Raw genomic sequence first — 19,384 nt, 5'->3', positions numbered from 1 at the left:
CCGCGGGGGCCCGGCGCATCGCCGTTGGCCGGCGGCAATCCCGGGCCGCCGCGTTGTACGGACAGGGTCAGGCGTTGACGCAGCGGTAGTTCGCGGCCGAGGCCGTGTCGCCGTGGCCGGTGTAGCGGGCCACCATCGGGTAGCGGCAGACGTCGCGCGTGACGGTCCCGCCGTCGGCGCCGGTGACTGAGGCGGCGAGGGTGGCCGGAGCCTGGCCCTTCTCCACCCAGTTGACCAGCGCGCCCAGGTCGTCGGTCGGGTACGGGCCGGTGCCGCCGACGCAGTGGTTCACGCCGGGCAGCAGGAACAGGCGGTAGAAGTCGTCGACCCGCTTGTTGCCGCCGAGGACCCGGTTGACCTGCTCGCGGTAGGCGACCGTGCCCTGGGTGGGCACCAGCTCGTCGTTCTGGCCGTGCCAGCTCAGCAGCTTGCCGCCGGCCTTCGCGAACGCGGACAGGTTCGGGTCGTCGGTGCCGATGACGTCGTTGAACTGCCGCTGCGAGGCGCGGAAGACCTGCGTGAACGACTCGTAGGTGAGCTTCGTGGTGTCGAACGACGGGTTCCGCGTCACGAAGTACTTGACCCAGCTGTCGGCGACGAAGAACGGCGCGCCGGGAGCGGCCAGGGCGGCGAGGCTCGCGCCCTTGTTCGGCCCGTACCAGAGCTTCTGGCCGGAGGAGGAGACCGGTCCGGCCCAGATCTTGCGCACCGCGTCGGCGGTGGCGCGGGAGATCGTGATCTCGGTGCCCTCGCAGACGATCTTGGCGCCGGTCAGCCGCCGGGCGTCCCAGTGGCACTTCCGCGGGTTGTCGATGATGCCGTCCTTGACCCCGTCGAGGGCGTCACAGGCCTTGACCGCGGCGGTGTTGAACGCCTCCAGCTCGCACGGGGTGGGCGCGACCTTCTCCTCGTTGAAGACGGCCTGCGACCAGAGCGTGGCGACCGCGAACCGGTCCCAGCTGACGGCCGGCGCCTTGGCCAGGATTCCGTCGAAGTCCGTCGGGTGATCCTGGGCCTCGGCGTACCCCTGGCGGCCGCCGGTCGAGCAGCCGTTCCAGTACGCGTAACTTACGGATCGGCCGTAGAACCTCTTCGCCACGTCCTTGCCGATGACGGCCATGTCGTGCAGCGAGCGGGAGGCGAAGTTCTTCAGCAGCGGGGTGTTGACCTTGCCGGCCGGGGTGAGCGCCCAGCCGCTGACGTCGAGCGGGTTCGCGCCGACACCGGCGTCGGTGGCCGCGGCGACGTAGCCGGCCTTCACCGCGCCGACCAGCGGAGCGCCGCTGAGGTCACCGGCGAGGTAGGCGCTGCCGCCGGTGGCCTGGAACCGTCCGGTCCACTTCTTCTTTTCCTGGGGCAGCGAGACCCTGATGGTGACGTGGTCGTTCGCGCCCGGGTGGCTCACCGTGACGGTGAAGTCACACCAGGCCGGCACGTCGGTGAGCGTCTCCTCCTTGGGGTGCAGTGGAGGAGCGGCGGGGAACGTGACGGTTCCGCCGGCGTTGGCGACCGCCTTCACCGACTCCACCTTGGTGCCGGAGGGAGCGGAGACGGGAACCGCGGCACAGCTCGTGGCGGCCACGGGGCCGCTGTCGCGGGAGACGGCGTCGGCGGCCGTCGGCACCAGCGCTGCCAACGCCGGTAGTGCCGCCACCATCAGGGCGATCAAGCGTCGTTTCATGCCCGACATGCTCACCTGGGACCCGCGTGTCTCACCCCAGGGCAACACCCTGGGGTGCACCCTGGCCGGGGACCGAGGAGAAGAGCGGCTGTGAGCCCGGTCACAACGGTGAACCATCGCCGCACATGACCTTCCTGTCCGGCGGCGCCTGATCCCCCCGGGCCCATCCGGCGGCCGCGGGACCCGGCCCACTCCCGCGGAATCCACGGGTGTGGTGCGAAACGCCGAAATGGTCGACAATCCGTGTGGGGGGTCACACGCCGACGCGATTCGATAGGGGCATCATGCACCTCGGCAGACGATCCTTGCCGGCCGTCCTTCTCACCCTCGGGGTCCTCACCCTGGCGTTGCTCACCGCCGCCCTGGCGATGATCGGCCCGGCCGGAGAGACGGCCCTGGCCGCCGTCCCTGACAGGGGCGCCGCGTACGCGGCCGTTCCGGCGGGGGCGGCCGAGGACACCGGGCCACCGACACGTCCCACCGGGCCGCGGCCCTGCCCGGTGCCGCTCGCCTCCACCCCGACCGGGTACGCCTCCATCTGCTGGAACCCCTCGACGGACGACACGGGGGTCGTCGGCTACGACCTGTACCGCCTGGAGGTCGGCGGCTTCGTGTTCGCCACCACCACGACCGGCACGATCGGCGGCTTCTCGGGCGAGCTGAACCGCTCGTACACGATGTACGTCGTGGCCAGGGACGCGGCGGGGAACATCAGCCCGCCCTCCACCCTGATCACGGTGTCCGCGACGGTCGGGACGCCCCCGACCGCCTCGCCGACCCCCCTGCCGGGCGACCGCGTGCCCCCGTCCAAGCCGGAAGGCCTGCGCGACGCCTGCCTGCAGGACTATCGGGGCGTCACGTTCTGCTGGCAGCCGTCGAGCGACAACGTGGCGGTGACGGCGTACGACGTCTACCGCGAGACCGCGACGGCCTACACCAAGGTCGGCACGATCGCCTCTCCCGGGTTCCCGAACTTCGCCGAACCCGGCCTGGTCATCGGGCAGCGCTACACCTACGTCGTGGTCGCCAGGGACGCGGCCGGCAACCTCAGCGCGCCGTCCGACCCGCTGTCCGCCCTGGCCAGGGGAGGTCTCCCCTCCCCGAGCCCGTCGCCGACGCCCGGCCCGTCGTGCACGGTGTCGTACCGCGCGACGACGTGGAGCTCGGGGCTGAACGCGGAGATCACCGTGCGCAACACCGGTACGACCGCGATCAACGGCTGGACGCTGACGATCGACTATCCGACGTCGGCCGTGCGCCTCGTCTCGGGCTGGTCCGCCGACTGGATCCAGGCCGGTTCACGGATCACCGGCACGAACAAGCCGTGGAACAAGGTCATCCCCGCCGGCTCCGCGACCCACGTCGGGTTCACCGCCTCGTACAGCGGCACCCTGCCCGCCCCGGTGCGTTTCGGCCTCAACGGAGGGACCTGCGCCGTCGGCTGACCGCCTCCGAGCGGTACCACCCGGTGGTGGTACCGCTCGGACGGCGGTTTCCCCCGAGACGTGCCGGCAGGGGTCAGGCGACCTTCGAGGAGGGAGCCTTCCAGGTGTCGCACGCGCCCGGACCCCTCGACCTGTGGCCCTGCCCGAACCATGGGGGCAGACATGACGCGGGGAGTGTCCGATCACTCATGGCCGGTCGTGACGTACCCCTGGGCCGGTGAGCCCGTGTCGGGTTTCAGCCTTCGGGGAGGGAGTACGTCACATCCGATTCGTCGCCCTCGGTCATGACGAAGCCGTGCCGCTCGTAGAAGCGGCGGGCGCCGGTGTTGACCCCGGGGGTGATGAGCGTCAGCCCGCCGGGCCGGACGCGCCTGGCGTGGGCGAGCAGGTCCGTTCCGATGCCGCGGTTCTGCGCGTACGGGGTGACGTAGAGGTGGCCGAGCTGGTCGATGCCGAGGGTCGCGAAGCCCACGATCCGGCCGTGGAGCTCGGCGACCCAGAGCTCGTGTTCGTAGCCGCACTCCAGGAAGCCTCCGATCCACCCGGGAAGTCCGACGTCGGGGTCGGACTCTCGCAGGTAGGGCTTGTCGGCGGAGGCGGCCAGGAAGATCTCGCGGACCGCGGGCGCGTCGTCGACCCACCCCCGGCGGATGAGGGGAAGCGCGTCGGGGAGAACAGGATCGGTCATCGTGGCCACCCATCGGGAACGGGGGGATGCCTTCGAGAGCTTTCGTGGGCGGCCGAGTCGTACCGCACGCGGGCTGGAGACGCGGTGCCGCGGGTCTTCGCCTCGATCGAGGTGGGTCTGGGCCGTTTCACGGTGTGGCGCCCAGGGCGTCGCGGGCGTCCATGAGGGCGAAGCCGAGCAGGTTCAGGCCCCGCCACGTGGCGGGGGAGGCGGCGCGTTCGTCGTCGGCGGTGAGCCCGATGCCCCAGATCCGGTCGACGGGGCTGGCCTCGACCAGGACGCGGGAGCGGGTGCCGAGCAGGAAGTCCTTCAGCTCGGGGTGCTCGCCGAACTTGGCGACGTTGCCGCGCACCACGATCTCGTAGCGATGCTCGTCCCACACGGCCTCGTCGAAGCCGCGGACCTCACGGCCGAGTTTCTTGGCCTCGCCGGGGTGCGAGGCGGCGAGGATCCGCGCGGCGGTCTCGCCGTCGCCGAACAGCCACGCCTTGTGAGCCATCATGTAGTGCTCGGCCGACCGGAAGTCGTGCCCCTCCGAGGTGAAGGTGACCTCCCACCACTGGCTGAGGCATCCGGCGCCGACGACGCCGTCACGCGGCGGCCGGTGGCCCCAGAAGAACAGGTAACGCAACCGCTCGCCGTCTCGCTCGGCGGCGACGGCCTCGGCGACCGAGCGGGGTGCTCTGATGAGATCGGACACCGGTACACCGTGCCACGGGCGGCCGTCGGACGGCCACCGGGTTACCGGACCGGCCCGGCGGGAACCACGGCGCCCGTCATGGGTGGTCGAGGGAGGGCGCGAAGGAGACGGGGCCGCCGGGGGTGTGGACGGTCACCCTCCCCTCCGAGAGAGTGACCTCCGGGTCTCCGGTGCCCGGGACGACCAGGGTCAGCAGGGAGGCGGCGGGGGGAGAGAGCACCGTCGCCGTCTCCGCCTTTCTGAGGTAACCGGTCGAGATCGCGCAGGCCCGCACCTCCTGGCCGCCGATCGGCCGGCCGGAGGGCATCGCGAGTTGCAGCAGCGTCGCCCGCCAGCTCCCGTCGGCCAGCACCACCCTGCCGCCGTGGTTGGAGACCACCCTGAGCGACGGGCCGAGGTGCCACAGGTTGCGCAGCGCCGCCCCGGCCGGGACCGTGTCCAGGACGGCCATCAGATCGGCACCGTGGCAGACCAGGACCGAGCGCGTGCGGCTGACGCCGTACGCGTCGTCGGTGAGCGTGTAGGACTGGCGGGTGCGGCCCATGGACGAACTCGCGAGGCGTGTCGCCGTACCCTCGCGGAAGGCGGCGCCCACGACGACGGGAACGTTGTGCGCCTCGGGGGAGGCCGTCCACTCCCGGTAGGCCGTTCTCTCGTAGGAGTGGAAGCCCGCCTCCACCAGGATGTCCCGGCCATGGGCGTGATAGGTGACGCCCAGATGGTCCTCGTGGCCGTGCAGGCGGCGCCCGGGGCCGAACCTGATCGAGTAGTAGGCGGATTCCGGGTCGTCCCACGCCGTCCTGCCGAAGACGTAGCCGCCGTCGAACACCTTCACCGTGCTCTCCCCGTGCGGGAAACCCCCGGGACGCGTGTCGGCCGGGCTGTCGCCGATCGGCACCAGGCGGCCGTCGGGCTGGGTGGCGTGGCTGACGTACGCCTCCAGCGACGTCCGCCGCGCCGCGAGGCCCGCGGGGATCTCGGCCCCGCACCTTTCGATCGCCGCCATGGCCGTCCCCAGACGCCGGTGAACGTAGGCGCCGTATCTCGGGGCCTGCTCGTGCAGCGCCCCCTGCGTGTCGATGGAGACTTCCGCCGACTCGGCCATCCGCCGGATGGCCAGGTCCTTCCATCGTTCCCGCCGGAGACGGCAGCCGATCGCCAGCAGCGCGATGTCCTGGTCCAGGCCGTGGTTGTGGCCCTGACGGTAGAGCGCGGGGTCGGACAGGATCCCGGCGTGCTCGACCAGGCTGTCGGACAGCCAGGTGGCACGCACGTACGCGCTGAGACAGACCAGGGCCGGTGCGCGCAGCGCGACCGGATGCTCGGCCCAGGCCCAGGGGCTGACACCGGTCCCGCCGCGCGGGCTCTTCCGGACCCAGTCGCCGGCGATCTCCGTGGCGCGGGTGAGGTACTCGCGTCTTCCCGACCGTTCGTACTCCCCGACCAGCCGTCCCATCCATCTCATCGCGTGGAGGTTCAGCGTCCAGGAACGGTTGCGGTACGGGTCGAGACGCCAGTCGATGTCCGGGCCCAGGTCGACGGGGGGCAGGCCGACGAACGTGACCCGGCCCCGCATGACCTCGGCCACCTTGATCGCTGGGAACCACCCGGCCTGGTAGACGACCGGGCCGTCCTCCGAGGCGAGGGAGAACGGGGCGGGACGGTTCGCGATCAGGCCGAGGGCCCCGCGGGCACGCTGAAACAAGTGATCGCTCCAAAGGGTGCTGGTAGGGGCGTTTTCACGCGCCCGCAGGCCGTGCGCCCGAGGCGCACCGGGACGGGCGTGGCCGAACGAGTGCGGCCGGGGCCCGAGGTCCACGGGCCCGCGCCGGTGCGGGCTCCGCGAACAGGGCGGGAAGGTCCGTGGACTTCGCGAACCGGCGAGGTCCGGGGCTCCGCGGATGGACAGGGAAGGTTCGCGGGCTCCGTGAACCGGCCGGGGAGGTCGGTGGACATGGACGGGCCACAGGTGCCCGGAGACGATGAGCGGCCCGCCGCCTCCGGTCCGGGCCGCGCCCGTCCGACCCGGCCCGGCCCGGAGGTGGCGGGTGGGCTACGGGAGTGCGGAGAGACGGCAGGTCCGGGGGCAGCCCGGAGACGGCGGCCTACAGGAGTGTGGAGACGGCGGCGGGTCCGGCGCGGTTCGGAGAGGGCGTGCGGGTTACGGGAGTGCGGGAGGGGCGGGCTTGTCGTCCGTCCAGCCCGCCTCCAGGACCACCTCGACCTCGTCCCCCACGGCCCCCGATCCACCCGTGTCGGTCGAGGACAGCACCCGGGAGCTGGCGACGTCGATGACCAGCGTCCGTTGAACGGGGGCGGGGACGGTCGGAGAGGTCCGTACGCTGAAGGAGAACGCGGCCCCCTTCCTGCCCCGCTCGTCCGTCGCCGTACCCAGGTAGCGGACGTTCGGCAGCTCCGCCAGGGCCCGGTAGGCGGCCGCCCGCACCTCGGGCGATGACGGCTTGCTCCACAGCAGGCCGCTGAGCGCGTCCGCCAGGACACCGCCGTCCGGGCCGCCCCGCACGCCTCGTACCATCCCGGAGACCCGGTCCTTCAGGGCGGCGGGGTCGGCCGGGAGCTCCCGGATCTGTTCGAAGGTCATGTCGTGACCGGCCATGCTGAAAGCCGCCCTGCCGGTGACGGCCCTGAGCAGGCCCTCGCCCGGCGACGCGGACAGCGCTCCTCCCTCGCCTCGTGACGGGTCTCGCGGCAGATCCCGCGACGGGTCCTGTGACGGATCCCGCGACGGATTCCGTGACGGATCCTGTGACAGGGCCGCGTCCGTCCACTCGGTGGGAGAGCCGTCACGGCGCCAGGCCTCCGTGTCGGCCTCGCTTTCCGGTCGCGCCCCCAGCGTCCGGGAACCGGCCCAGATCCTGCCGTCCCTGGTGGCCCACTGCTCGGTGAGCCACGACTCCACCACCCGGTAGCGGTTCTCGCCGCTTCCCAGCGGCTCGGGGTGCGTCCTGCGGTGCAGCTTCCTGACGCGCCAGTACGCGCCCGTCGTCGCGGGATCCGCCTCCGCCCTGGTCGCCGCCGCGAGAAGGACCGACCGCCCGGAGATCGCCGGGGCCTGGCTCCCGGTCGTCCCCGGAACGACGACCGCCACGGTAACGGCCACGGCGGTGGCGAGGCCGGTCACCGTCAGCGTCCATGACAACCGGCGGCGGCGCCGGCGCCGGGGCTCGGCCTCCAGCCGCTCGAACACCCTGGCCTTGAGGAACGGATCGGCCTGCGGTTCGCCGTACAGCTCGCGAACCCTCTCCAGCTCATCCATGATCGGTCTCCTCGGGTTCGAGCATGGGGTTGGTACCGCCCAGCGCGGTGCGCAGCTTTCTCCTGGCCCGGTTCAGGCGTGACCCGACGGTCCCGTACGGGATGCCGAGGGCGCTGGAGATCTCCTCGTGGCTGAGCCCGGCCAGGGCCACCAGGAGCAGGACGTCGCGGTCTCGCCGGTGGAGTCCGGCCAGGGCCGTCGCCAGGCTCGGCCGCAGGCTCTCCGCGCTGACTCGCGCCGCGACCCGTTCCTCGTGCCCGGGGGAGTCGGGATCCGGGCCGTGGCGCCCGAGCGCGCGTAGCGTGCGCACCTCGACACGGCGCTGCTTGCCGATGAGGTTGGTCGCGATGCCGTACAGCCAGGCCCGCACGCCGGCGCGCGACGGGTCGTAGAGCGCCCGCTTGCGGAACGCGGTGAGAAACGTCTCCGCCACGACGTCCTCCGCGCTGTCGGCGCCGAGCCGCTGGGCGACATAGCGGTGGATCTCGTGGAAGTGGAGGTCGAAGATCGCGCTGAAGCGCTCGGACTCGACGAGGGAGAGCCGGACGACCTCGGCCTCGTCCGCCGGACGAGCGGTCCAGGACATCGTGGTCACGATGGTCTTCCCGTCATGTGCAACCCTTCGGACGCGATCAGCGGTCACCCTTCATCACCCGATCCGCCGATGTGCTTTCACGGTCACGGAAGACGGTTACGGATGACGGCCGTCCCGGCGCCCCCTCATGATGATCCGCCGATGCGACCTCCCGCCTCAGCCGTCGGTGACGCCGGCTGGTCGTCGGGCTCCTCGGCGCGCTCGCCGCCGATGGCCGCGGTCAGCCGGTCGCGCAGGTCGGGCGCCAGCGTGCCCGCGCCGCCGCGGAGGGTCTCGGCGCCGAGCGGGGTGAGGTGCGCGGCGTGCCGGACCGCGAGGCGCACGGCCCTTTCCTGAACGGCCCGCGCCTCGTGGCCGAACGCCATGGCCAGGGCGGGAGCCAGCTCGTCGGCCCGGCCCGGCGACCGCCGCACGGACTCTTCCAGCCAGGCCAGACCGGTGCGCACCAGCCCGCCCTCCGCGCGGAACAGCAGCCCTTCCAGCGCCTCCACCACGTCCGCCGGATCGAGGCCGGTCAACCGGCGCACGTGCTTCAGCGACAGCTCGGCCACCGGCCCCGGCGCGCTGGGCAGGAGTCGCAGGTAGTCGACGGCGTACGGCTCGATCTCGGCCGGAGTGGGCTCGAGCAGCTCGTGAAGGCGCACGAAGAACCGCAGGTCGGGGCCTGCGCCACCGCGCAGGAAACGGCTCCGGCAGCCGTTGATCAGCAGTTCGCGCGATACCCGGCCCTCGGCCGCGAGGGCGGGGAGGGCGCGGAGCCAGGAGGTGGTGCCGTCCGGCCCGGATCGCTCGTTCCGCAGCGTCCGGCCGACGCCCTCGGCCTCGAAGAGCCGCGGCAGCAGGTGGTCGAGCAGCGGATCGTCCCGCAGCTCGCCGAGCCTGCACTCACGGGACACCCACCCCACGACGAGCGGGTCGTGCGCGGGCGGGGTGGCGCCGGTACGGCGGAGCAGGGCGAGCGCCAGCGGCAGGTTCCGGTCACGGGGGGCGCGGCGACGCCGGGGACGGAGCCGGAGCGCGACCCGTACGGCCAGGTCGGCCCGCCACGCGGCGGGCCGCGAGGCGATCGCTTCGAGCAGCGGCTCGATCCCGTCGACCACCTGGGCGCCGGCGAGGTCCCAGCGGTCGAACTCCCTGCGGTTGATCCACGTCACCACGGCCGCGGCGCCGCCGATCGTGCCCGCGCCCGCGACCCGCATCGGCTCGATCCAGGCGTCGTCCCCGGAGACGCCCTCCCAGCCGTCGTCATCGTCGTACCAGGTCCTGTGCCATGACTGCTGGTAGTGGTGCTCGCAGATCTCCCCGGAGTCACGCCGCCTCAGCAGCTCCTCCTGCCGGGCCCGCCGCGTCCGCTCGCGCTCGGCCTCGCGTTCCGTCGAAGCCCGCCGTTCCCTCTCCTGGAGCACCGTGACGTATCCGGGCAGCTCGCGCGCCACCTCACGCCGCCCGGCCTCGTCGAGCGCCGCCACGGTCTTCGTGATCCCGGCCACGTCGCCGGTGTCGATGAGCGCGCGCACCTCGTCCCAGGCGGCCGGTCGGACGTCCTTCGCTTCCATGGCGTGGTCTCCAGGATCAGGTGTTCGGTCAGGTGGCGAGATCCTGGCAGGGCCCGCCGACATTTCCGCCGAGATCCGGCCGCGCGGCCGTGTCGATTCCCGGCCCTCCCGGTTTTCCCGAGCCTCCTGGCCTGTCGGGTCGTCGTGTTCGCCGTCCGGCCGACGGATGGCCGACCGTCCGACATGATCATCGCCCGCGTCGATAATGGGGCGTGCCCTTCACCCTGAGCCACATCGTCGCGATCCTGCCACTGCGGCGATGGCTGCCTCCCTCGGCGCTGGCGGTCGGCGCGATGGTGCCCGACCTGCCGTACTACGTGCCGCTGCCCTTCTCCTCGAACATCACCCACGGCTGGCTGGGCGCCTTGCTGGTGGACCTGCCCGCGGGGATCGTGGTGCTCGTCGTTTTCCACCTGCTGCTGCGCACGCCGTTGACGGCGCTGGCCCCGGAGGGACTGCGCGCACGGCTGCCCGACCGGGCGCCGTCCGGGCGCGGGGTCGCGGTGGTGGCCGCGCTGCTGACCGGTGTCGCCACGCACCTGGTGTGGGACGGGTTCACCCAGGTGGGGGGCTTCGCCGTGGTGCACTGGCCGGCGATGCGCGTCTCGGTCGTCGGGGCGCACAGGGTGTTCAACGTGGTGATGTACGCCAGTTCGCTGGGCGGGCTCGTGGTCCTGGCCTGCTGGTTCGCCCTGTGGTACCGGCGTACGGCCGTACGGCCGGGGCGCTGGCCCGGCGTGACGGGACGGACGCGGGGGTGGGTCCTGGTCGCCGGGGTGGGAGCCGCGAGCGTCGGCGCGGTCATGCTGGGGAACAGTGACCGTGCCGCGGTGAGCCTGTACGACCTGGTGCGCTGCGTGATCCTGGGCGGGGTGGCCGGGTGCGGCGCCGTCCTCCTCTGCTACGTGATCGCGTGGCACGTGTGGCCGGCACCGCGTTCCCGGGCAGGCGCACTCCCGCCAAGCACGCCCTCGTCAGGTCGCGCCGAGACGAACGAGAGTGGCGTGCCCCGAGGATGAGCGTCATCAGGGCGGTCGCGGGGGTGAGTCGTCCCCCGACGGGTGTCAGGGAACGACGTGTGCTCCGGCGCGGCGTCCGCGTCGGCGGAGTTCGCGACACCGGGACGTCCACATGCCGGTGGGGAGGGGCCGGTTACCTGGGCGTCACCGTCTGCGGCTCCCAGGAGAAGACTCCGGGTGTCTTCGGGGCGGCGGTGACACGCAGCCACTGGGTCGCGGTGGAACCGTACGTCTCCAGCCGGGTCAGGTTGGGCACCCCCGCGTAGGACGGCTCCACCTCGTAGACGTGCTCGTCGCCGTGCACGAGCAGGACCGGCTTGCCGTACGCGCGGGCCTTGTCGATCACGCGCTTGCGGATCTCGGCGAACCCGGGGGTCTCGACGGGTTCGGCCTGCATGAGCAGCAGCACGCCCGGGGCGCGGGTGAGCCTGGCGGTGGCGAACGCGGTGTCGATCCAGTCGAGCGCGGCGGCCTCGCGAGCCTCGAACTCGGCCTTCCGCGGCTCGGGCCGGTCCCCGCCGGGCAGCTGGGCCCACGGTGCCAGGTCGTTGTCGCTGCCGACGACGTGCACCGCGGCGAAGACGACGCGCTCACGCGTGAAGAGCACGTTCTCACGGTAGTCACGGTGGCGCCGGTCGACGGCCTGGGTGAGGACCGGCATCGAGTGACGACCGGAAGTACGGCCGGGGGTCGGGAAGAACACCCGGCGGAGCGCGTCGAGGCGCTCGGTGGGCAGGTAGCCCCCCGCCGAGGTGCGGTGGCAGTCGGTCCAGTCGTTGTCGCCGGGGGTCAGCACGAACGGGTCGTCGAAGGTGCCGAACAGTTTGGCCAGATCGGCGAAGCGCGCGTCGTCACAGGTGGAGGAACCGTCCTTGATGTCACCCGCGTGCAGTACGAAGCGCACGTTCCGGTCGGCGTTGACGGCCTTGACGAGGGCGGGGAACTCGGCGCGCTGCGCGTCGCCGTACGGTGTGTCGCCGAGCAGGGCGAAGGTCACGGCGGGGCCGCGGCCCGTCTGGGCCTGGGCAGCGGGTGACAGGAGACCGGCGGCCAGCGAGGCCGCGATAACGGCTGTCAAGAACAGAGGTTTACGCATGAGCGATTCTCAGCAGGCACCCGCCACCGACCGATGACGTCGATCCGGCCAATCAGCGAAGTCTGGCCGACAAGTCCAGCCGGGCCCCGGCTCCGATCGCGTCAAGGAGAGGCTCCTCAACGTCTTCACCCCCTGACTCCTGATGGAGCCTCCCGGCCTCCCGATGAAATCTGCCGATCTTCGGCGGGGGTGTCGAACGGCGGTGGCGGGGTACCCCGTTCAAGGGGAAAGTCCCAGCTCACGGTGCTGGATCGGCTCGGGAAGGAGGTGGACGATGCCTCTGAGGCGGCCCGGTCACACCGGGCGCGGAAGCCGGGATCTGGAGATCAACCCGATCTTCAGCCGGGAGCCCCTCCGGGTCCCGCGCCACGCCATGCCGGACAGGGAGATGGAGCCGGACACGGCCTACCAGCTGGTGCACGACGAGCTGATGCTGGACGGCAACGCGCGGCTGAACCTCGCGACGTTCGTGACCACCTGGGCGGAGCCGCAGGCGCTGAGGCTGATGGCCGAGTGTGTCGAGAAGAACATGATCGACAAAGACGAGTATCCGCAGACCGCGGAGCTGGAGACGCGGTGCGTGGACATCCTCGCCCGGCTCTGGCACGCAGAGGACCCCCACCGCGCGACGGGCTGCTCGACGACCGGGTCGAGCGAGGCGGCGATGCTGGGCGGTCTGGCACTCAAGCGGCGCTGGCGGCACCGGCGCCGCTCGGAGGGTCGCCCCGCCAACCGGCCCAACCTGGTGATGGGCGTCAACGTGCAGATCTGCTGGGAGAAGTTCGCCGACTACTTCGACGTCGAACCCCGGTACGTGCCGATGGAGGGCGATCGATACCACCTGAGCCCCGAGACGGCGGTCGAGGCGTGCGACGAGAACACCATCGGTGTCGTCGCCGTCCTCGGCTCCACGTTCGACGGTAGCTACGAGCCCGTCGCCGACATCGCGGTGGCCCTGGACGAGTTGCAGGCCCGCACCGGCATTGACGTGCCGATCCACGTGGACGGCGCCTCCGGCGCGATGATCGCCCCCTTCCTCGACCCGGGCCTGCACTGGGATTTCCGGGTGCCGCGAGTGGTGTCGATCAACACCTCCGGGCACAAATACGGCCTGGTGATGCCCGGGGTGGGCTGGGTGCTGTGGCGCGATTCCCCGGCGCTCCCCGACGACCTGGTCTTCCACGTCAACTACCTCGGCGGGGACATGCCGACCTTCGCACTGAACTTCTCCCGGCCGGGCGCCCAGGTGGTCGCGCAGTACTACAACTTCCTGAGGCTGGGCTTCGACGGCTACCGCCGGGTGCAGCGGACGTGCCGGGAGGTGGCGACCCGCCTGGCCGGGGAGATCGCCGGGCTGGACCGGTTCGAGCTGATCACCGACGGAGGCCAGACTCCGGTGTTCGCCTTCCGGGTACGTGAGGGAGTCGACGACTTCACGGTCTTCGACGTCTCCGCCGTGCTGCGTGAGCGCGGCTGGCTGGTGCCCGCCTACACCTTCCCCGAGAACCGTACGGACCTGGCGGTACTGCGCGTCGTCGTCCGCAACGGCTTCAGCCACGACCTGGCCGATCTGTTGATGGAGGACCTGCGCAGGGTCCTGCCCCGCCTGGAGGCTCGGGGCGGGCCACACCGCACCGCCGATGACGCCGGAGGCTTCGCGCACGGCACCGAGAGCAAGAGACCCCGGCGCCACGGATGAAGGCGTCGGCGGCGGCGTTCGGAGACGCCCGCGCCGACCGGGGAGAGCCGGCGTGGGCGGAGGACGAGGGAGAAGGAGAGGTCGGGATGTGCCGTTTGTTTGGTCTGAGCAGCGCGCCTCGGCGTACGTGTGCCACCTTCTGGCTCCTGGACGCGCCGGACAGCCTCAGCGAGCAGAGTCACCACTATCCCGATGGGACCGGTCTGGGGTACTTCGACACCGACGGCACTCCGGAGGTGCACAAGACGCCCGTCGCTGCCTACCGGGACCAGTGTTTCGCCGAGGAGGCCAAGGAGACGGAATCCGCCACCTTCGTGGCCCACGTACGTTTCGCCTCCACCGGCGGCCTGGAGAGACGCAACACGCATCCCTTCCTGCAGGACGGGCGGCTCTTCGCCCACAACGGGGTGATCGAGGGCTTGGACGACCTCGACGCGGAGCTGGGCGAGTATCGAAAGCTGGTCGAGGGAGAGACCGACTCCGAGCGCTTCTTCGCGCTGATCACCCGTGAGACCAGGGCGCACGGCGGCGACGTCGCCGCCGGTATCGAGGCCGCAGCCCGCTGGGTCGCCGAGAACCTGCCTGTCTACGCCCTCAACCTGGTCCTCACCACCCCGCAGGATCTGTGGGCGCTGCGTTACCCCGACACCCACCGGCTGTACGTGCTCCAGCGTGCCGCGGGCGGGTGCCACGGCGGCCGGCACCTCGACCAGAGCGGTACCGAGGGCCGTATCCGCGTCCGCTCCCGCGACCTGGCCGACGTTCCCGCCTTCGTGGTCGCCAGCGAGCACATGGACGACCACCCCGACTGGTGCCCGATGGAGCCCGGCGAGCTGCTCCACATCGGACCGGGCCTCGCCCCCACCCGCCGGATCGTCCTGCCCGACGAGCCCGCGCACCGGCTGAGCCTCGCCGACCTGCGCCCCGAGGCCGCCGCCTCGCAGGCCGTCTGATCTCCGTACGGCCTGTGCCGGGACCGGGTTTCCCGGCGAAGTCGCGCGGAAGCCCCGGCCTTGGTGATCGCGGCAGAGTTGAGCAAGACGGAGCTGGAGGCGTTGGCCGAGGAGGCCACCGTCGACGCCTACGATGAGCACGAGCAGCTCTCGGACTTTCACGTCATGCTCGAGGAGCGTCTGGCGATGCCGTTCCAGACGACGTGCCGGGTGTCGAGGTGACGGTCAAGAAGATCGATTTGCTTGCGGGGAGCGGCGTCGTCGCGATCTGCGTCCGAGGGAAGCACCGGCAGGCGATCGGCGCCGGGAGCCGTCTGGCATTCCAGGTCCTGCGTGAGAACGCACATCACGCGGCCTGCGGGGACGCCTGGCGAGTCGTCCCGGCGGGGTCGATCACGATGCCGGTGACGTCCAGGTCCTCGATCATGCGTCGGAGCGCGGGCTCGGTGAGCCGGATCCAGCGCTGGCCGGCACCGAGCACCTTGGTCAGGCGCATCGGCGAGGAGAAGGCGGCTGCTGTCCTCCTGCCCGAATCGGTCCTGAACAGGCGCAGTGACATGCTGAAGGCGCCTTCGCGGACCGGCACGTATAACGGGACTTCCGACATTACTTCCTCCTGATGAGAACTCGTACGAAAGTGACGTTATCTCCTTTTCGGTGTTTTTCGGGCTTATCTCTACGGGAATCAGACGGGGATGGCGGCAGCGCTGACGCCACGTTGACGCTCCGTGTCGTTGTCCGGGCGTACGGGGGAGGCGGTCGCCTCCGGCCGGGGGCCGTACGGAAGGCGGGCTCGCCGGCCCGCCGGGCCGGATCGCGTACCGGGCCGGATCGCGTACCGGGCCGGGCCGTGACGGGGCGGGCCCTGGCGGGGTGGGAAACGGTGGGGTCCGAGGATCGGGAACCGGGGAATCGTCGTGACCCCGTCTATCGTCCGGATTTACCTGGAATGCGCTTGCGGGATGCGAGACGCGCGCGACGGCGGGATCCGGTGCGGCGACCTCCGGGCTCCGGGGAAGCGGATTCTCAGGCATTTCGATTACGGCAAGGGCTCAGGAAAAGGGCGTCGTCTCACGGGGACATACGGTTTTGAATACCTTTTGCTTAAGAATGGTTTTATGGTAAAACGGCGAGGTGTCAACGCTGATATCGGTGGAAATGTTGACCTTGTCTGGCGAGAAGCCATTATTCGTGGTCATCGACTGTGTCGACGCCCGCTGCTAGTGTTTTGCTCGGCCGGAGATTTTGTTCAACCGGCGATTTGTGACTATTGGGGTGACTTGCGTTTCTCTGGTTAAGTCTGGTTAAGGGGGCCTCTTATTTCTGGTCTGGATGGTGACGACTCCCGATTCCGGATGGACGCGGGAAACGTCAGGACCGGCCCCTCGCCGTCCTCGGAGATCGAGTCGACCTACAACGAGCTCGTGGCGCTGGTGGGTGAGACCGCCGGGCCCGACCGGCACCACGGCTTCCGGGCGGGCCCGCACGACGACGCGTCGACCCGGGAGGCCACGGAGCGGATGACCGACTTCGTGGTGGCCAGGCTGGGCGTGGGCCGGGGCTCCCGGGTGCTGGACGTGGGCTGCGGCGACGGCCGCCCGGCGGTGCGCCTGGCCCGGACCCTGGGTGCGCGGGTCGTGGCGATCGACGTCGACCGGGAGGCGCTGCGCGACGGAGCCGAGCACGCCGAGGCACAGGGCATGGAGGAGATGGTGCGGTTCCGGCGCGCCGACGCGTTGGACCTGCCGTTCACCGACGCCTCGTTCGACGCGGCGCTGGCCTTCGAGGTCACCCCGCACCTCGACGTCACGGCCTTCTACCGGAGCATCGCCAGGGTCCTGCGCCCGGGAGGCCGCCTGGTGGTCGAGACCCCCTACCCGCGGGTTCCGATGACCAAGGAGGTCCGCGGGCGCATCGCCCCCTACCTGGCCACGCTGAACGCCGTGTCGTTCGACGCGCCGGAAGACCATCTGTCGGCGGCGCGGCGGGCCGGGATGGTCGCCACGGAGCTCGTCGACATCACCGAGAACGTCCGTGACTCCTTCTCCAGGCTCACACGCGGGCCGCGGGAGCGCGGGACCCGGCCGGATGCCGGGTGCGGGGCGTCCGGCACCGCGCGGCCGCTCGGCACCTTCGCCGCGTGGGCGGACGCCGCCGAGGTCGGCGGGGTCGTCATGACCTTCACCAGGATGGAGCACTGACATGACGGATGTGACGGTCATCGGGACCGGCGTGATCGGGTCCGCGATCGTCCGGGCCTGCGCCGACTCGGGCCTGGAGGTCTCGGTCTGGAACCGCACCCCCGAACGCTCGGAGAGGCTCGCGGGAAGGGACGTCCACCTCTACGAGACGGCCGCCGAAGCGATCGAGGCCTCCCCGATCGTGCTGCTGTGCCTTCTCAACTACGAGATCACCCACGCGGTCCTCGACGAGGCCGCGGCCGACCTCTCCGGCAGGCTCGTCGTCCAGAACGCCGGCGGCCTCCCCGACGACGTCACCCCCCTGCGGGAGCGGGTGGAGGCCGCCGGGGGCAGATACCTGGAGGCCGCGATTCTCAACTATCCGGACGCCATCGGCACCGAAGACTGCTTCGCCGTCTACGGCGGGGCGGCCGAGGACTTCAAGGAGCTGGCGGGCGTGACCGAGGCGCTGTCCGGCAAGCAGGTGCGCCTGGGCCCCGACCCCGGCTACGTCAAGGCCTACCACGTCGTCTCCAGCGCCTTCTACTACGCGTTCGTCAACGGCTTCCTCGAATGCTCGGCCATCGCGGAGAGCATGGGCGTCCCCCTCAACGACTTCGCGGAATCCGTGCCGCTCTACGACCACGGTTTCCAGAACACGATCGGCGTCGGCCTCGGTCTCATCGCGCGCCGTGACTACACCTTCGAGCAGGCTCCGCTGACCTCGCATCTGAACACCCTCAACAACCTGGCGGGCATCGCGGAACGGGCCGGGATCGACCAGTCCTACCTCGGTGTGATGCGCGAGCGCGTGCTGACGGCGATGGAGCAGGGCTACCGGCGCGAGCACGTGGCGGTGCTCACCGAACAGTTCCGTAGCCGCCGAGCGGCCCTCCACAACCGCTGAGGGGAAGCATGCACGGGTTCGAACCGGTTTGCGGTGAGGCTGACGCCCACCTCTTCGAGAGGTGGGCGTCGGTCTCGCCCGAACGCGCAGAGGTCAACGCGACGCACACCGGCGGCACCAGCGGCACTGACGGCACCGGCAGTACCGGCGGCATCGGCGGCATCGGAGAGGACGGTCGCGCCGACGGCATCGCGAGATCCGGTTTCCCGGGTCCTGGCACGCCCGGTCCGGGCCTTCCCAACCCGGCCGTCCCCGGCCCCGGAATCCCCGGACCGGGCACTCCCGGCCCCGGGAGGCCTGATCCCGATCCCCGGGGACCCGGCGTGCCCGGACCGGGCGTCCCCGATCCCGGCGCCCCTGATCCCGGTGCCCCCGATCTCGGTATCCCGGGTGCCGACGTCTCGGGTGCCGACCCTGAGTTCGCCGACCCCGGGTTCACCGACCTGGCCCACACCCTGGCGTCCGGCCGCCTCCCCTTCCGCCACGCGGGGGTCCTCCGCGAGAGGTCCCGCGCCGTGGCGGCCCTGCGCGGGCACGCGGCAGGCGCACCCGCCCCCGCCCCCGCCCCCGCCGCTCGTACGGGTGGCGACGTGGTGTTCGTGTTCCCCGGCGGGGGAACACGGTCCTCGAAAAGGAACGACCTCCCATGACCGAGACGATCCCGGCCGACTCCCGCACGTGGCTGCGCAGGCAGCGCCCGCTCGCCGAGCCTCGCGTGCGCCTCGTCTGCTTCCCGCAGGCCGGGGGTGCCGCCGCTTCCTATCGCGGGTGGCAGGACCGGCTGCCCGCCGACGTCGAGCTCTCCGCCGTGTGCTACCCCGGCAGGCAGAACCGCGTCAACGAGCGGCCGATCGACCGCATGGAACCCCTCGTCGACCACATCTGCCGGGCACTGGTCACCCTGGCGGACCGGCCGTTCGCCCTGTTCGGGCACTGCATGGGCGCCGTGGTCGCGTACGAGGTCGCGGTCAGGCTCGCCGGACGACACCAAATCTCCCCGGTGGCACTGCTGGTGTCGGCGTACGCGGCGCCGCACCTGTGCGCGGACGACGCGAGGAGGGTGCCCATCGGTGACCGCCAGCTCGCCGAGCAGGCCGCCGCCGCGGATCCGATGCTCCTGCGCTTCCCGGAGCTGATGGACCTGGCGATGATCGCGCTGCGGGCCGACCACGATCTCTTGCACGCCTACCGGCCCGCGTCCACCCCGCTGGTCACCGCTCCGATCGTCGGCTACCTGGGGACGGACGACCCGCTCGTCAGCCACGAGGAGATGCGTGCCTGGAGCCGCGTCGCGGCCGCCGGGTTCGAGATGCGGAGCTTCCCGGGGAGCCACTCCTATCCGGCGGACGCGGAGGCGGCACTCGTCGCGGACATCGCGGAGCGCCTCGCCGGTGTCGGAGACATCGACGAGGCGCTCCGCGGGGATTCGCCCGTCTCCTCCGGGCACGCGTGAGATTTTCGGCCCGCCCGGAAGAGGCGTCACGATCGTGATCGACGACGGCCCGGCCATCCCACCCCTCGTCGGCCGTTCGAGCACCTGTCCTTTCGGCCCGGCCGAGGGGTTCGCCCCGGCTGGACGTTCCGTCCG

At 71.4% G+C, this 19,384-nt stretch carries 18 protein-coding genes; 9 read left to right on the top strand and 9 right to left on the bottom strand.

The window, feature by feature from the left end:
- Positions 1-67: 67 nt before the first annotated feature.
- Complete coding sequence (locus tag ACSDR0_RS31940; RefSeq protein ID WP_435292630.1) at positions 68-1,681, bottom strand: tannase/feruloyl esterase family alpha/beta hydrolase; 1,614 nt, start codon at positions 1,679-1,681, stop codon at positions 68-70.
- A 305-nt stretch (positions 1,682-1,986) separates the two neighbouring features.
- Here ACSDR0_RS31940 and ACSDR0_RS31935 point away from each other — a divergent pair, with 305 nt between their 5' ends.
- Positions 1,987-3,126 (top strand): cellulose binding domain-containing protein, encoded by a 1,140-nt coding sequence (locus ACSDR0_RS31935; RefSeq protein WP_435292629.1) that lies wholly within the window; start codon positions 1,987-1,989, stop codon positions 3,124-3,126.
- A gap of 235 nt (positions 3,127-3,361) precedes the next feature.
- Here the strand turns inward: ACSDR0_RS31935 and ACSDR0_RS31930 are convergent, their stop codons facing one another.
- From ACSDR0_RS31930 to ACSDR0_RS31905, 6 genes are all read right to left on the bottom strand, one after another.
- A complete protein-coding gene (locus ACSDR0_RS31930; protein WP_435292628.1) occupies positions 3,362-3,814 on the bottom strand; it encodes a GNAT family N-acetyltransferase in 453 nt (150 codons plus the stop codon).
- A gap of 127 nt (positions 3,815-3,941) precedes the next feature.
- Complete coding sequence (locus ACSDR0_RS31925) at positions 3,942-4,514, bottom strand: NADAR family protein (RefSeq protein WP_435292627.1); 573 nt, start codon at positions 4,512-4,514, stop codon at positions 3,942-3,944.
- A 76-nt stretch (positions 4,515-4,590) separates the two neighbouring features.
- Entirely contained in the window at positions 4,591-6,219 is a 1,629-nt protein-coding gene (locus ACSDR0_RS31920) for a heparinase II/III domain-containing protein (protein WP_435292626.1), read from the bottom strand.
- Positions 6,220-6,675: 456 nt separating this feature from the next.
- The gene (locus tag ACSDR0_RS31915; protein WP_435292625.1) at positions 6,676-7,791 is read right to left on the bottom strand and encodes a CU044_5270 family protein; all 1,116 of its coding nucleotides are present in this window, start codon (positions 7,789-7,791) and stop codon (positions 6,676-6,678) included.
- A complete protein-coding gene (locus ACSDR0_RS31910; RefSeq protein ID WP_435292624.1) occupies positions 7,784-8,377 on the bottom strand; it encodes an RNA polymerase sigma factor in 594 nt (197 codons plus the stop codon). The genes ACSDR0_RS31915 and ACSDR0_RS31910 overlap by 8 nt, the downstream gene beginning before the upstream one ends.
- Positions 8,378-8,511: 134 nt before the next feature.
- The gene (locus tag ACSDR0_RS31905; protein WP_435292623.1) at positions 8,512-9,942 is read right to left on the bottom strand and encodes a hypothetical protein; all 1,431 of its coding nucleotides are present in this window, start codon (positions 9,940-9,942) and stop codon (positions 8,512-8,514) included.
- Positions 9,943-10,154: 212 nt separating this feature from the next.
- On the opposite strand from ACSDR0_RS31905, the gene ACSDR0_RS31900 reads away from it, so the two are divergent.
- Positions 10,155-10,961, top strand: a complete 807-nt coding sequence (locus tag ACSDR0_RS31900; RefSeq protein ID WP_435292622.1) for a DUF4184 family protein — start codon at positions 10,155-10,157, stop codon at positions 10,959-10,961.
- A gap of 133 nt (positions 10,962-11,094) precedes the next feature.
- Here ACSDR0_RS31900 and ACSDR0_RS31895 read toward each other — a convergent pair whose 3' ends face one another.
- Complete coding sequence (locus ACSDR0_RS31895; RefSeq protein ID WP_435292621.1) at positions 11,095-12,039, bottom strand: metallophosphoesterase; 945 nt, start codon at positions 12,037-12,039, stop codon at positions 11,095-11,097.
- A gap of 292 nt (positions 12,040-12,331) precedes the next feature.
- On the opposite strand from ACSDR0_RS31895, the gene ACSDR0_RS31890 reads away from it, so the two are divergent.
- The 3 genes from ACSDR0_RS31890 to ACSDR0_RS31880 all read left to right on the top strand — a co-directional run bounded on the left by ACSDR0_RS31890 (position 12,332) and on the right by ACSDR0_RS31880 (position 14,931).
- Positions 12,332-13,756, top strand: a complete 1,425-nt coding sequence (locus tag ACSDR0_RS31890; RefSeq protein ID WP_435292620.1) for a glutamate decarboxylase — start codon at positions 12,332-12,334, stop codon at positions 13,754-13,756.
- Positions 13,757-13,842: 86 nt separating this feature from the next.
- Positions 13,843-14,709: a class II glutamine amidotransferase gene (locus ACSDR0_RS31885; RefSeq protein ID WP_435292619.1), complete on the top strand. Its 867-nt coding sequence runs from the start codon at positions 13,843-13,845 to the stop codon at positions 14,707-14,709.
- 78 nt (positions 14,710-14,787) lie between these two features.
- Entirely contained in the window at positions 14,788-14,931 is a 144-nt protein-coding gene (locus ACSDR0_RS31880) for a calcium-binding protein (protein ID WP_435292618.1), read from the top strand.
- A 124-nt stretch (positions 14,932-15,055) separates the two neighbouring features.
- Here ACSDR0_RS31880 and ACSDR0_RS31875 read toward each other — a convergent pair whose 3' ends face one another.
- Entirely contained in the window at positions 15,056-15,316 is a 261-nt protein-coding gene (locus tag ACSDR0_RS31875) for an SAV_915 family protein (RefSeq protein WP_435292617.1), read from the bottom strand.
- 748 nt (positions 15,317-16,064) lie between these two features.
- On the opposite strand from ACSDR0_RS31875, the gene ACSDR0_RS31870 reads away from it, so the two are divergent.
- The 4 genes from ACSDR0_RS31870 to ACSDR0_RS31855 are packed head-to-tail and all read left to right on the top strand — an operon-like array spanning position 16,065 to position 19,249.
- Complete coding sequence (locus ACSDR0_RS31870; protein ID WP_435292616.1) at positions 16,065-16,910, top strand: SAM-dependent methyltransferase; 846 nt, start codon at positions 16,065-16,067, stop codon at positions 16,908-16,910.
- Position 16,911: 1 nt separating this feature from the next.
- A complete protein-coding gene (locus ACSDR0_RS31865) occupies positions 16,912-17,796 on the top strand; it encodes an NAD(P)-dependent oxidoreductase (RefSeq protein WP_435292615.1) in 885 nt (294 codons plus the stop codon).
- Positions 17,797-17,804: 8 nt separating this feature from the next.
- A complete protein-coding gene (locus ACSDR0_RS31860; protein WP_435292614.1) occupies positions 17,805-18,446 on the top strand; it encodes a hypothetical protein in 642 nt (213 codons plus the stop codon).
- The gene (locus ACSDR0_RS31855; protein ID WP_435292613.1) at positions 18,443-19,249 is read left to right on the top strand and encodes a thioesterase II family protein; all 807 of its coding nucleotides are present in this window, start codon (positions 18,443-18,445) and stop codon (positions 19,247-19,249) included. The genes ACSDR0_RS31860 and ACSDR0_RS31855 overlap by 4 nt, the downstream gene beginning before the upstream one ends.
- Positions 19,250-19,384 lie beyond the last annotated feature (135 nt).

This window comes from Streptosporangium sp. G11 (assembly GCF_051192615.1).
Lineage (GTDB): Bacteria > Actinomycetota > Actinomycetes > Streptosporangiales > Streptosporangiaceae > Streptosporangium.
Note: the sequence above shows the minus strand (reverse complement) of the source record. Positions and strands in the feature narration are given on the sequence as shown.

Bases quoted from the DNA above. Each gene is read 5' to 3' on its own strand.
- ACSDR0_RS31940 (WP_435292630.1), bottom strand. From the start codon at position 1,681: ATGAAACGACGCTTGATCGCCCTGATGGTGGCGGCACTACCGGCGTTG.
- ACSDR0_RS31930 (WP_435292628.1), bottom strand. From the start codon at position 3,814: ATGACCGATCCTGTTCTCCCCGACGCGCTTCCCCTCATCCGCCGGGGG.
- ACSDR0_RS31915 (WP_435292625.1), bottom strand. From the start codon at position 7,791: ATGGATGAGCTGGAGAGGGTTCGCGAGCTGTACGGCGAACCGCAGGCC.
- ACSDR0_RS31910 (WP_435292624.1), bottom strand. From the start codon at position 8,377: ATGTCCTGGACCGCTCGTCCGGCGGACGAGGCCGAGGTCGTCCGGCTC.
- ACSDR0_RS31905 (WP_435292623.1), bottom strand. From the start codon at position 9,942: ATGGAAGCGAAGGACGTCCGACCGGCCGCCTGGGACGAGGTGCGCGCG.
- ACSDR0_RS31890 (WP_435292620.1), top strand. From the start codon at position 12,332: ATGCCTCTGAGGCGGCCCGGTCACACCGGGCGCGGAAGCCGGGATCTG.
- ACSDR0_RS31885 (WP_435292619.1), top strand. From the start codon at position 13,843: ATGTGCCGTTTGTTTGGTCTGAGCAGCGCGCCTCGGCGTACGTGTGCC.
- ACSDR0_RS31875 (WP_435292617.1), bottom strand. From the start codon at position 15,316: ATGTCGGAAGTCCCGTTATACGTGCCGGTCCGCGAAGGCGCCTTCAGC.
- ACSDR0_RS31870 (WP_435292616.1), top strand. From the start codon at position 16,065: ATGGACGCGGGAAACGTCAGGACCGGCCCCTCGCCGTCCTCGGAGATC.
- ACSDR0_RS31865 (WP_435292615.1), top strand. From the start codon at position 16,912: ATGACGGATGTGACGGTCATCGGGACCGGCGTGATCGGGTCCGCGATC.
- ACSDR0_RS31860 (WP_435292614.1), top strand. From the start codon at position 17,805: ATGCACGGGTTCGAACCGGTTTGCGGTGAGGCTGACGCCCACCTCTTC.
- ACSDR0_RS31855 (WP_435292613.1), top strand. From the start codon at position 18,443: ATGACCGAGACGATCCCGGCCGACTCCCGCACGTGGCTGCGCAGGCAG.